Here is a 13,051-nt window from a genome sequence, read left to right as displayed (position 1 = left end):
ATGATGAAGCCTTTTTAACATTTTAAGATTCTATCTTTATCAACTCTACATCAAATATAAGTAGAGAGCCTGCTGGAATGCTACCGACGCGTTTACGGCCGTAAGCAAGCTGAGGCGGGATATAAAAGGTAAACTTATCCCCTTCGTTCATTAGCTGTAAGCCTTCGGTCCAACCTGCAATGACTTGATTCAAACCAAAGCTGATTGGCGAATTTCTTACCACTGAGCTGTCAAAAACACTGCCATCCATAAGCGTGCCATGATAGTGAACCTTTACTTTACTAGTTGCACTTGGCTTTGTGTCATTACCTGAACTTTGCTCAATTTTGTATTGCAGCCCAGATGCGGTTTCATGAACATCGTCGGCTTTACTGTTATTTGCTAAAAAGTCCGCGGCGAGCTTTTCATTTTCAAGGGCTTGTAGCTTCGCCTTTTTACTGTTTTTAAAAATTAAAAAACAAAAAATACCAATGATCAGTAAAAGTATTAAATTAATCATTCTGCGTCCTTCTCATCATCATTGTCGCCATTTACGATATCTGCAATATTGGCAAGCCTTGCTAACGCAAGTGCATTAATAGAGCCTTCGGGATAACCTTCTGCGGTCATTTCACCTGCGTCTTTATCCATTAATAAGCTCAGTGCTTGATCAACCGTTTCAACGGCATAAATATTAAAGCGCCCTTTTTCAACCGCATCGAGTACTTCGTCATCAAGCACTAAATTAACTTGGTTTGATTTAGGAATAATCACCCCTTGCTCACCGGTTAAGCCACGCATTTTACAAAGCTTGAAGAAGCCTTCTATTTTCTCGTTTACGCCACCAATTGATTGCACATCACCATGCTGGTTAATTGAACCTGTCAGTGCGATAGATTGGCTAATAGGTAAGTTCGTAATGGCTGATATAAGCGCGCACAGCTCTGCTAATGAGGCGCTATCACCGTCGATATAGCCATAGCTTTGCTCTATTGCGATATTGGCACTGAGCGTTAGACTAAATTGCTGAGCATACTTATTTCCTAAGTAACCGGTTAATAGCATCACTCCTTTAGAGTGAATGGCTTTACCTAGTTCAGCTTCTCGTTCAACGTCAATTACGCCATCAGCACCTGCGTACACAGTGGCTGTAATGCGTGCTGGTGTGCCAAATGAGGTATCGCCAATATGCAGCACAGTTAAGCCATTTACTTTGCCCACTGCGTGACCTTCGGTTGCAATTAAAATTTGCCCTTCTTTGATATCACTCAGCATGGTTTCTGAAATTTGCCCTGTACGGTATTGCTTACCAACAATGGCTTCATCTATGTGATGAGCATCAATCACTGTTTGGCCATCTTGTTTGGCATAAAAACTGGCTTCTGCCACTAACTCTAATACATCAGCAAAACGAGCTGAGAGCTTGTTATGGTGCTCAGCTTGGCGATAACTAAACTTTAATAATCTCGCCATTGCCGCTTCATTTACAGTGCAGTTGAGTGTTTGCTGACAATACTCAGTCACCTTGGTAATGAACTGATATTGCAGTTTATCGCTACTTGGCAAGTAATAATCAAAGTCAGCAAGGACACGGAATAACTCTGCAAACTCTTCGTCATATTCACCTATGGTGTAATAAAGGTCGCGAGAGCCTAGCAGCACTATTTTTACATCAAGAGGAATAAGCTGCGGACGTAACGTAAAGCTACTTCCCACAGAGCTGTCTTGATAGGGTAAGTCGTTTTTGATTTGATGCGTTTTTAAAGAAAGCTTAAGGCCATCCCACACTTGTGGGTTCGCCATGACTTTCTCGGCATCCATAATCAAATAGCCACCATTAGCACGATGCAGTGCACCTGGCTGAATTGAGCGGTAACTGGTGATAAGCGAGCCTTGCGAAGTCGCATATTCAATTTTGCCGAAAATATTGCCAAAAGTCGGGTTTGGCTCATACACTACAGGGGCTGCATCGCCCTCTTTGTATTCGACTAGAATATTTGGCGCAAAGAAGTCTGTGAGCATCCCTTTACGGTCAAAGTCTTCTTTGTTTTCGTCGTTTTCATCATCGTCGAGCCATTCAAGTACCGCATCAATGATTTCTTCACGAATGTCTTTTAAATAACGTAATACACCAATGTGCGTAGCGTATTTATGTTCAAGGGCTTTAATGAGTGGCTTAGTGGCAAGCTCAGCAGTTGATTTTTTAAGGTTACGCAGTTTTTCAGATGACTCTCGTTTCCAGCGAGGGAGCTCAATTAATGCTTCGATTAACGCATCTTCAAGCTTTTCGATAACCTCATAAAATTCAATACGCAGTGGCTCATCAAGGGCTGCAAATTCACTGTCGCTCAGTTGTTTACCATTCACTAAAGGCGCAAATCCCACAACACCATTTTCTTCAATCAATGCTACGCTTTGCTCAAGTGCTGCAATTTCAACAGCAGTAATTGCCGCATCGTAAGTATCGGTAAACTCACGGTCGATTGACTTTTTCTTGCGCTGATAACCCGGGTTATCAAAAGCCGCTGGGAATGTATCGAGTACTTCGTCGATAAATGAGTCTATATCGTCAGCTAACTGCTTTGATTGACCTGCTTGCATGAATAACGCGATTGGCTCGCGGTGGTCATCATAGTTGTTAACATACAACCACTCATTAGGCGTTGGGCGGTCTTTTGAATGGGCTGTGAGTTTGTCTTTTACTAAGGTGTAACGACCATGAGCCGCTTCACCCATCACATAAACATTGTAACCCGGTAATTCCATTCCGAGTGAAAAGTCGAGGGCACTTTGTGCACGTTGTTGACCAATAAATGGCAACGCTTCTGGATATGGGTTTTGCATACAAGTCGCAACATGACTTGCGGCAATCTTAGGCGCTAACGCAGAAATAGGTAGAGGGATTAGTTTTTTTGTCATTCTAACTTCTTATTTCCCAGTCTTGACTGGGCATTATAGGTAACGCCCAGCACAAGCCTGCGTCACTGATTAAGGTTGTAATGCCTTACGGCGAAAATAAATACCGCCACATTCAGTACAAGGAGTAATTTGCGTAGCATGGTAAACATCGTAACTATGCTGACAATTTTTACATACTAATGTGCCCATGGCTATCCATTCTCCCTCTTGATAAACACCATTGTGTTGAAAATCTTGGTTTAAGGCTTGCCATTCGAGCTGGGTTTTATCTTCAATGTGCGATAACTCATACCAAAGCGATTCTTTAAGCTCTAGCCATGCGAGTGAATCATAGTGACTGTCGTTTTCTTTAATGTGGTCGATATCGCGCTGTAGATAGTCACGATACTGATTAAGCTTTTCTTGTCCTAAGTCTTTAAGTGCCTGCTCTGACTCAACAAATTTTTCCATTGCATCTTTTAGCTCATGATCTTTTACGTCTTTAAGCCATGCACTTAAATCGCTAAGCCAAGATTTATAATCTGCCATCGTTTACTCCTTCAAAAATGATGAAAAATCAACCGTTATTCTAGTTGAGTATAGGTTAACCTGCCCTGAAAATATATTTCATTGGAAAATTAACAAAAGCGCCTATTTGCCGCTGTGATTAGCATGTATTTTGGGTTATCCTTATCGACAATTTTTTATTAATTTGCAAGAAGTCTGGAATCGTAGATGCAAGAGCAATATAACCCGCAAGACATTGAGTCAAAAGTACAAGCCTACTGGGAAGAAAACCAAGTATTTAAAGTCACTGAAGATGAGAGCAAAGAAAAGTATTACTGCCTATCTATGTTCCCATACCCAAGCGGCCGACTCCACATGGGTCACGTTCGTAACTACACCATTGGTGACGTAGTATCACGCTTCCAACGCTTGCAAGGCAAAAACGTAATGCAACCTATGGGTTGGGATGCGTTTGGTCTACCTGCTGAAAATGCGGCAATCAAAAATAACACAGCCCCTGCTAAGTGGACTTACGAAAACATCGATTACATGCGCGACCAATTAAAGCAATTAGGCTTTGGTTACGACTGGGATCGTGAAATCGCAACATGTCACCCAGAATACTACAAGTGGGAACAGTGGTTCTTCACTAAGCTTTACGAAAAAGGCTTAGTATACAAAAAGATGTCAACAGTAAACTGGGATCCAGTTGACCAAACTGTACTTGCTAACGAACAAGTTATTGATGGTCGTGGTTGGCGTTCAGGTGCCATTGTTGAGCAAAAAGAAATTCCACAATGGTTCATCAAAATCACTGATTACGCACAAGAGCTACTAGACGATTTAGATAAGCTTGATCACTGGCCTGAGCAAGTTAAAACCATGCAGCGCAACTGGATTGGTCGCTCTGAAGGTTTAGAAATCGAATTTAAGCGTGCTGATAACGAAGATACATTCAGTGTTTATACAACACGCCCAGATACCTTTATGGGTGTGACGTACGTAGCTGTTGCTGCAGGTCACCCAATTGCACAAGAAGCCGCTAAAAACAGCGACGCTGTAGCTATGTTTGTTGATGAGTGTAAAAACACGAAAATCGCTGAAGCAGACATGGCAACCATGGACAAAAAAGGCATTGCAACTGGCTTTTATGCGATTCACCCATTAACAGGTAAGCAAGTACCGATTTGGGTTGCTAACTTTGTATTAATGGATTACGGCTCAGGCGCAGTTATGGCTGTTCCTGCACATGACCAACGTGACTACGAGTTCGCATCAGCTTATGGCCTTGAAATTGCCCAAGTTATCGCACCAGCTGCAGGTTCTGAAGAAACGGTTGATTTAGACAACCAAGCATTCACTGAAAAAGGCGTGTTAGTTAACTCGGGTGAGTTCGATGGTCTTGAGTTTGAAGCAGCATTTAATGCCGTTGCAGACAAACTAGAAGCGCTGGGTGTAGGTGAGCGTAAAGTTAATTTCCGTCTACGTGACTGGGGTGTTAGCCGTCAGCGTTACTGGGGTTCTCCAATTCCAATGCTTAGCGACGAAAATGGTGATGAGCTTGCAGCAACAGAAGACATGCTACCAGTTCGCTTACCAGAAGACGTAGTTATGAATGGTGTGACTTCACCAATCAAAGCGGATCCTGAGTGGGCTAAAACAACGGTAAATGGCGCGCCTGCATTCCACGAAACAGATACCTTCGATACCTTCATGGAATCGTCTTGGTACTACGCTCGTTACTGTAGCCCACGTTTTGACGAAGGCATGATCGAGCCAGGTGCTGCAAATTACTGGTTACCAGTAAACCAATACATTGGTGGTATTGAGCATGCGATCTTGCACTTACTTTACTCGCGTTTCTTCCACAAACTATTACGTGACTTTGGTTTAGTAAACTCAGATGAGCCATTTGAGCGCTTATTATGTCAAGGCATGGTACTAGCTGATACTTTCTATCGTAAAGATGAGAAAGGCGGTGATATCTGGATTTCACCAACTGATGTACAAACTGAAACAGACGACAAAGGTCGTGTTGTTAAAGCGTGGCACAAAGAAGATGGCGAGCCGGTATTCTCTGCGGGCATGAGCAAAATGTCGAAATCGAAAAACAACGGTATCGACCCACAACAAGTTATTGCCGAATACGGTGCAGATACAGTTCGTTTATTCATGATGTTTACAGCGCCACCAGAGCAAACTCTTGAATGGTCTGATTCAGGTGTTGAAGGTGCAATGCGTTTCTTAAAACGTATTTGGAAATACGCTGTTGATGTAGAAACAGTAGGCTACCAAGCGCTTGATAAATCAGCATTAAACAACGACCAAAAAGTTCTTCGTCGTGAACTTCATAAAGCAATTGCAAAAGTGACTGATGACGTTGAACGTCGTCAAACATTCAACACTGCAATCGCTGCTATCATGGAAATCTCGAACAAGTTACTTAAAGCACCACTTGCTGATAAACAAGATGTAGCAATTGCTAACGAAGCACTTGAAGCATTACTTATCATGCTTGCGCCTATCACACCACACATGTGTCACCAGTTATGGCAAGACCTTGGCAAAGAAGGCGACATCTTAGATGCAGCATGGCCAACAGTTGATGAGTCAGCACTTGTTGAAGATGAGAAGCTAATCATTGTACAAGTTAACGGTAAGCTACGTGCTAAGTTAACAGTGCCTGCAGATGCAACCAAAGAGCAAGTTGAAGCATTAGCATTTGCTGAAGAAAACGTGACTAAGTTCACTGAGGGCGCGACTATCCGTAAAGTAATTTACGTACCTGGCAAACTACTTAACGTGGTTGCTAACTAAGATGGCAGCGCTTCAAGCACTGAAAAACGGACTAGCCCTTGCGCTAGTCTGTTTACTGCTGACAAGTTGTGGCTTTCACTTAAAGAAAGCCTCTAACTTGCCTGACGACTTGAAAGTACTCACCCTTGTTGGTGATGATGAAAAGTCAGCCTTATTCGAATTAGTCGAAAAAGAACTGATTGCGAGTAAAGTTGAGCTTAACCAAGTTGGTAAACACCCTGAGTTAAAGATTCACAAAGACCGCTTAGAGCGTCAAATCTTGTCATTATTTGATAATGGTCAGGTTGCTGAATATGAACTTGCCTATAGCGTAAGCTATACCCTGAAGCGCCCTGGACAAAAAGCGATTAATCAAAGCTTTGAATTGTATCGTAACTACCAAGACGACCCAGACAATGCCCTTGCAAAAGCAAAAGAGCTTGATTTGCTATTAGGCGAAATTCGTAAGCAAGCGAGTCGTCGTATTGTTCGTGAGTTATCACAACTGTAATGCGTTGTTATGCAAACCAGCTTCCTAGCCAGTTAAAAAAAGGCCTCGCGCCTTTTTACATGGTGTTTGGTGAAGAGCCTTATCAAATTGCTCAGTGCATCTTGCAAATTCGTCAAGCAGCTAAACAGCAAGGCTTTGACGAAGTCATTAAATTTACCTTAATGCCGGGTTTTGATTGGCAAGAAATTGTTGCTCAATACCAAAGTATGTCACTGTTCAGCGCTCGTACCCTAATTGAGTTCGATTTAAACGAGCAAAAACCTGGTACGCAAGGCAGTCAAATCTTTAAGCAGCTTGTTGAGCTTTCTAATCCCGATACTATTTTGGTTTTAAAAGGTGCCAAAGCCAGCCAAGATATTCAGCGCAGTGCTTGGTTTAAAGCCCTCGATAAGCAAGGCTTATTTGTTCCTTGTTACCCATTAACAGGTAATCACCTGAGCCGCTGGTTAGATGAACAGTGCTATCGTTTAAACTTAAACCTTCATAACAACGCGAAACAAAGCTTAATTGATGCCACTGAAGGAAATTTACTTGCCTGTCATCAAGAGTTAGAAAAGCTATCTTTGCTTTATGGTAGTGAGCTAATTGACCAACAAGCTGTGATGCAAGGGCTACTAAATCAGTCAAAGTTTGATATTTTTGATTTGAGTGATGCTTTATTAAATGGCCACGCCGAACAAGCGATTAAAGTAATGACTAAGCTGGCTGCCGATAACACTGAAGCCATGAGTATTTTTTGGGCCATCAATAAAGAAGCAGCTAACTTACTGGCAATGCAACACGGGCGCTTGAATGGTGCCAATATGGCTGATTTATACAAAAAGTATAATATTTGGAAAAACCAACAAGCTGTTGTACAACAGGCCTTAAACCGCTTGAACATCCAAGTACTTGAACAAATTACCAAACAATTAGCTCAGTTTGATGCTGCATATAAACAAGGCAACCTTGTAGCCCCCTACCAAGCATTAATGCAAATATGCTTAGTGTTTTGCCAACCAGTGGCGATACCTTTACCTTGCCACCCGGTCTTTGACTAAGAGTAACAATTCATGATTGCTATTTTTGGTGGCACCTTTGATCCAATTCACTTAGGTCATATTAATATGGCCCAGCAGTGTGTTCAGCAGTGCCAACTCGATACCCTTTACTTCATGCCTTGTGCTATTCCTGCTCATAAAGCCAAGCCAGGAATTAGTGATGAGCATCGCATTAATATGCTAAAACTTGCGATTGCCGACAATCCGCATTTTGCTATCGATTACCGCGAACTAAACCGAGAAGGTGCGTCTTATTCTTTGTTGAGTTTAGAAGAGCTTCGTGCAGAAAACCCAGCAGCGCCAATTATGTTTTTAATCGGCATGGACTCATTCAATAGCCTAGATAAATGGTTTAAATGGCAAGAGATTGTCAAACTTTGTCATATCGTCGTGTACCAGCGCCCGGGGCAGCACTGCCAAGTATCTGGTGAACTTGCAGCTTATAAAGAGAATGCCGTAACAGAGCAACTTAGCCAGCTACAACAGGCCCCTGCAGGTAAGTTATTCTTTTTAAATGGCTTACAAGTTAATGCCGCCTCAAGCGAAATCAGAAAAAAGCTGCATTTAAATAATGATATAGCGGAACTTTTACCTACCAATGTAAGTCAATACATTGCGCAGCATCATCTTTACCAAACAGATGAATAAATACTGCCTGCGTGATAAAATAACAAATTAAGATTATTTATTTTTGAGAAAACACTTTGGATTCTAAACAACTACTCGCATTTGCCCTTGATAAAGTCGACGATATGAAAGCCCGTGATGTGGTACAGCTTGATGTTCGTGGTAAGTCTGACATTACTGATTACATGTTAGTGTGCTCAGGTAACTCTAAACGCCATGTACAATCGATTGCTGATCACGTTGCTAAAGAAGCACGCCATGCAGGTGAAGAGCCTCTCGGATACGAAGGCCAAAACGAAGGCGAATGGGTGCTGGTAGACCTAGGTGATGTGGTAGTGCATGTAATGCAAGACCAATCTCGCGACTTCTATGATCTAGAGAAACTTTGGGGCTAACCCTTAGCAAGGACATAGGTAACCATTTTGAAAATACAATTGATTGCTGTTGGTACCAAAATGCCAGCATGGGTTGAAACCGGATTCACAGAATATCAACGTCGCTTCCCACGTGATATGCCCCTTGAGCTAATTGAAATCCCCGCAGGTAAACGTGGTAAAAATGCGGATATCAAACGTATTTTACAACTTGAAGGCGAAAAGACCCTTGCTGCTATCCCTAAAGGCAACCGCATTGTGACGCTAGAGGTCACCGGTAAGCCAATGGATACCCATCAGCTGGCAAAAAGTATGGAAAAATGGCAGCTTGATGGTCGCGATGTCAGCTTATTGATCGGCGGACCAGAAGGTTTAGCACCTGAGTGTATTGCAGCGTCTGAGCAAAAGTGGTCATTATCAAACCTGACACTACCGCACCCTCTAGTGCGCATTATTGTTGCAGAAAGCCTATACCGAGGCTGGAGCTTGAATAACAACCACCCTTATCATCGCGAGTAGTAAAGCCAATGCGAAAACACAGACCCACGATTCGAGACCACTCGGCTGAGGCAAACTTATTTGCTCGCCGAGCATTTGTGGGTTTTGTGTTTGTTACACTGTTAATTGGTGTGTTGTTATCTAACCTATACAACATCCAAGTTATCGAACATCAAGACTACCAGACACGTTCGAACGATAACCGCATCAAAGTTATTCCAATTGCCCCTAACCGTGGGCTTATTTACGACAGAAATGGCGTATTACTGGCTGAAAACAAGCCAGTTTATAATTTAGAAGTCATACCCGAGGAAGTTGATAACCTTGAAGAGGCACTGAGCGAAGTTGAAAAAGTTATTGAAATAACTGAGCAACAAAAAGCTGACTTTCTAGATGACATTAAGCACAATCGCCGCTTTAAAAGCCAAGTATTAAAAGCCCGTTTAGACGAAACCGAAGTTGCAAAGTTCTCGGTTAATCAGCATAAGTTTCCAGGCTTTAGTATCGAAGCACGTTTGGCTCGCTATTACCCTTATGGTGATACCCTTACCCATGCCTTAGGTTATGTTGCCAAACTTAACAAAAAAGAACTCACCAAACTTGAAGCAGAAGACCAAGCAACCAACTACCGTGCAACGCACGACATTGGTAAGCTCGGTATCGAAAAGTATTACGAAGAACTTCTTCATGGTGTGGTTGGTTCGCAGCGCGTTGAAGTGAATAACCGTGGCCGAGTTATCCGTACTTTAAGCCTCACGCCACCTGAACCAGGTCACGACTTAGTACTTACTTTGGATATTGGCCTGCAACAAATTGCTCAACATGCCTTAAAAGATATGCGTGGTGCCATTGTAGTGCTTGATGCTAAAGATGGCGGCGTTTTAGCACTCTACTCTAACCCAAGTTATGACCCGAATTTATTTGTTCATGGTATCAGCAGCACAGATTACAAAAAGTTGTTAAACCCAGACCGACCGCTAATTAACCGTACCACGCAAGGGCGTTATGCACCTGCCTCTACAGTTAAACCTCATATGTCAATTCTTGCCCTTGAAGAAGGACTGGTAACAGAGCAAACACAAATTTGGGATCCGGGCTTTTTCCAAATTCCTAATGTGGAACACAAATGGCGTGACTGGAAACGTTGGGGCCATGGTCATGTTGATGTTTATCGTGCTATTGAAGAATCATGCGATACCTATTTTTACGATGTTGCTTACCGTTTAGGGATCACCAAAATAAGTGACTTTATGACGCAGTTTGGCTTTGGCGAGCTCTCTGGAATCGATATTCACGAAGAAACATCTGCCATTATGCCATCGCGAGAGTGGAAAGAAGCCCGCTTTAGAGAGTCATGGTGGCGCGGCGACACCATTTCAGTGGGTATCGGGCAAGGTTATTGGACCGCAACACCAATGCAAATAGCTAATGCTACCAACATATTAGTGAACCGCGGGCTCGATCATCCTCCGCACCTTGTACAAGTCGCTAAAAAAGAAAACGAAGTAACGCAAATCAATAATGATGAAAAGCCACCTGTAGTATTAAAAAATCCTCATCATTGGCAAATTGCGCTAGATGCGATGCACAACACCGTACATAAAGTCACAGGTACTGCACATAAAGCATTTAAAGGGGCGAATTATGACCCAGCAGGTAAAACGGGTACTGCTCAGGTTGTAAGTATTGCTCAAGGTGAGCGTTATGATGCTAAGTCACTTAAAGAGCGCCAACGTGATAACGCTATCTACATTGGTTTTGCACCCTATAACGACCCACAAATTGTGGTCTCTGTGGTGGTTGAAAACACCGGTGGTGGTAGTACCGTTGGTGCGCCAATTGCGCGTCAATTAATGGATTACTACTTCTCAGCGAACCCGATTCAAATAGCCCAAAGTGACGCGCCATGATCCCATTAAATAAAAAACACTCAATTTGGCAGCGCCTACACCTAGACTTACCGTTGCTTCTAGCTCTGATGACGATGATGGTAGCCAGCCTTGCCATTGTATACAGTGCCAGCGGCCAAGACTCAGCGATGATGATACGCCACGCAACACGTATGTTTGGCGCTATCTTAGGTATGTTTATACTCGCGCAGTTTTCGCCTAACACATTAAAAAGTATGGTCATTCCGCTCTACTGCGTGGGGCTTTTGATGCTGGTTGGGGTGTTGTTATTTGGGGTTAGTTCAAAAGGTGCACAGCGCTGGCTTGACTTAGGTGTGACCCGTTTCCAGCCGTCAGAGTTAATGAAAATTGCCGTGCCAATGATGGTTGCATGGTATATCGGGCGTAACCATTTACCGCCAAGAATCATCCATTTAATTATTGGCTTTGCGATTGTAATGGTGCCAACCATTTTAATTAAAGAGCAACCCGACTTAGGTACCTCTATTTTGATTGCCAGCTCAGGGATATTTGTATTGTTTTTATCTGGACTAAGTTGGCGTCTTATTGGCTTTTTATCTGCTGCTGTTGGTTTGGCAGCATGGCCGTTTTGGCATTACGTGATGCTTGATTATCAAAAACAACGGGTACTGACCTTTTTAGATCCTGAAAGCGATCCGCTTGGCTCGGGTTACCACATTATTCAATCGAAAATTGCGATAGGTTCTGGTGGCATTGAGGGTAAAGGCTGGCTGCAAGGCACCCAATCACAATTGGAGTTTTTACCTGAGCGTCATACCGATTTTATCTTTTCTGTACTGAGCGAAGAGTTTGGCCTGTTCGGGGTTTGTTTATTACTTTGTATGTACTTGTTTATTATTGGCCGTGGCTTATATATTGCAGTCAATGCGCAAGATGCGTTTGGTAAACTGCTTGCCGGCGCATTAACACTGACCTTCTTCGTTTATGTATTTGTAAATATTGGCATGGTTTCGGGCTTACTGCCTGTAGTAGGTGTTCCGTTACCACTAATAAGCTATGGTGGCACCTCAATGGTGACCTTGATGGCCGGATTTGGCATTATCATGTCTATCGCCACCGATAAAAGGATGCTTTTAAAATAATGACACAGCGAGTCAATTACTTACTTATAGCGTTATTTTCTGTGCTGCTAGCAGCATGTAGCTCTTCATCTCAGCAAGGCCGTTATGCTATGGAGCATGATGCAGCCCCGCTTCGAAAACCAACCGAACTTGAAATGCAAGATGCCATAGTCACCCCGGTTGTTAAAAGCGCAAGCGCTAGTCGCCCTTACGAAGTCCGTGGTAAACGCTACACGCCGATGTTAGATGAAACAGGCTATGCAGAAGAAGGGATTGCTTCGTGGTATGGTCGAAAGTTTCACAATTATCACACCTCAAACGGCGAGGTGTACGATATGTTTGCGATGACAGCAGCCCATAAAACGCTGCCGCTACCGAGCTTTGCCAGAGTAACAAATTTAGATAACGGAAAATCAGTAATTGTTCGTGTAAACGACCGTGGCCCATTTCATGATGACCGAATTATCGATTTATCTTATTCTGCGGCCTATAAATTAGGTTATTACCGACAAGGTACAGCCCGTGTTAAGGTTGAGGCTGTTACCCTTGCCAATTCTGCCCCTCGTTTAAGCTACATTCAGGTTGCAGCGGGAAGTACTCTTGCTAATGTTGAAGCGCTCGCGTTTCAACTTCGTCAGCAATATCATGTGCCAACAAACATTGTTGAAAAAGATGGAATCTATCGATTACGTCTTGGTCCAATAAAAGATGCCGCAGAAGCACAAGCAGTTTTAGAAAAGCTAAAACAAAACCAATTTCAGAACGCGTTCTTGCTTTACAGTGAGTAAGACCTTTAGAATAGGTCAACGCAACATGTTTAACTTTAACC

12 protein-coding genes are annotated in these 13,051 nt (G+C 42.9%); 9 read left to right on the top strand and 3 right to left on the bottom strand.

Annotated features, from left to right (window positions below; translation table 11 throughout):
- Positions 1-22 precede the first annotated feature (22 nt).
- The 3 genes from AADY36_RS05890 to AADY36_RS05880 form a co-directional block, all read right to left on the bottom strand.
- Positions 23-499, bottom strand: a complete 477-nt coding sequence (locus tag AADY36_RS05890; protein ID WP_055020917.1) for an FKBP-type peptidyl-prolyl cis-trans isomerase — start codon at positions 497-499, stop codon at positions 23-25.
- Entirely contained in the window at positions 496-2,898 is a 2,403-nt protein-coding gene (locus AADY36_RS05885) for a Lon protease family protein (protein WP_055196909.1), read from the bottom strand. Before AADY36_RS05885 ends, AADY36_RS05890 begins: the two co-directional genes overlap by 4 nt.
- Positions 2,899-2,967: 69 nt before the next feature.
- Entirely contained in the window at positions 2,968-3,426 is a 459-nt protein-coding gene (locus AADY36_RS05880; RefSeq protein WP_054551664.1) for a zinc ribbon-containing protein, read from the bottom strand.
- Positions 3,427-3,612: 186 nt separating this feature from the next.
- On the opposite strand from AADY36_RS05880, the gene leuS reads away from it, so the two are divergent.
- The 9 genes from leuS to AADY36_RS05835 are packed head-to-tail and all read left to right on the top strand — an operon-like array spanning position 3,613 to position 13,010.
- Positions 3,613-6,201 (top strand): leucine--tRNA ligase, encoded by a 2,589-nt coding sequence (gene leuS, locus AADY36_RS05875; RefSeq protein WP_055020919.1) that lies wholly within the window; start codon positions 3,613-3,615, stop codon positions 6,199-6,201.
- A 1-nt stretch (position 6,202) separates the two neighbouring features.
- A complete protein-coding gene (locus AADY36_RS05870; protein ID WP_054561826.1) occupies positions 6,203-6,691 on the top strand; it encodes an LPS-assembly lipoprotein LptE in 489 nt (162 codons plus the stop codon).
- On the top strand, positions 6,691-7,731 hold the full coding sequence (gene holA, locus AADY36_RS05865) for a DNA polymerase III subunit delta (RefSeq protein ID WP_342408653.1): 1,041 nt from the start codon (positions 6,691-6,693) through the stop codon (positions 7,729-7,731). Before AADY36_RS05870 ends, holA begins: the two co-directional genes overlap by 1 nt.
- Positions 7,732-7,743: 12 nt before the next feature.
- Positions 7,744-8,379 (top strand): nicotinate-nucleotide adenylyltransferase, encoded by a 636-nt coding sequence (gene nadD / locus AADY36_RS05860; protein ID WP_285220881.1) that lies wholly within the window; start codon positions 7,744-7,746, stop codon positions 8,377-8,379.
- Between the two features lie 56 nt (positions 8,380-8,435).
- The gene (gene rsfS / locus AADY36_RS05855; RefSeq protein ID WP_054561829.1) at positions 8,436-8,753 is read left to right on the top strand and encodes a ribosome silencing factor; all 318 of its coding nucleotides are present in this window, start codon (positions 8,436-8,438) and stop codon (positions 8,751-8,753) included.
- A gap of 27 nt (positions 8,754-8,780) precedes the next feature.
- Positions 8,781-9,251 (top strand): 23S rRNA (pseudouridine(1915)-N(3))-methyltransferase RlmH, encoded by a 471-nt coding sequence (gene rlmH / locus AADY36_RS05850; protein ID WP_036967350.1) that lies wholly within the window; start codon positions 8,781-8,783, stop codon positions 9,249-9,251.
- 8 nt (positions 9,252-9,259) lie between these two features.
- Complete coding sequence (gene mrdA / locus AADY36_RS05845) at positions 9,260-11,140, top strand: penicillin-binding protein 2 (RefSeq protein ID WP_342408652.1); 1,881 nt, start codon at positions 9,260-9,262, stop codon at positions 11,138-11,140.
- The gene (gene rodA / locus AADY36_RS05840) at positions 11,137-12,243 is read left to right on the top strand and encodes a rod shape-determining protein RodA (protein ID WP_342408651.1); all 1,107 of its coding nucleotides are present in this window, start codon (positions 11,137-11,139) and stop codon (positions 12,241-12,243) included. The genes mrdA and rodA overlap by 4 nt, the downstream gene beginning before the upstream one ends.
- On the top strand, positions 12,243-13,010 hold the full coding sequence (locus tag AADY36_RS05835) for a septal ring lytic transglycosylase RlpA family protein (RefSeq protein ID WP_054561832.1): 768 nt from the start codon (positions 12,243-12,245) through the stop codon (positions 13,008-13,010). Before rodA ends, AADY36_RS05835 begins: the two co-directional genes overlap by 1 nt.
- Positions 13,011-13,051 lie beyond the last annotated feature (41 nt).

Origin of the sequence: Pseudoalteromonas sp. D15MCD-2 (assembly GCF_038562745.1) — a bacterium.
In the GTDB taxonomy this organism is placed as follows: Bacteria; Pseudomonadota; Gammaproteobacteria; order Enterobacterales; family Alteromonadaceae; genus Pseudoalteromonas.
This window is presented reverse-complemented; position numbering and strand designations above follow the sequence as displayed.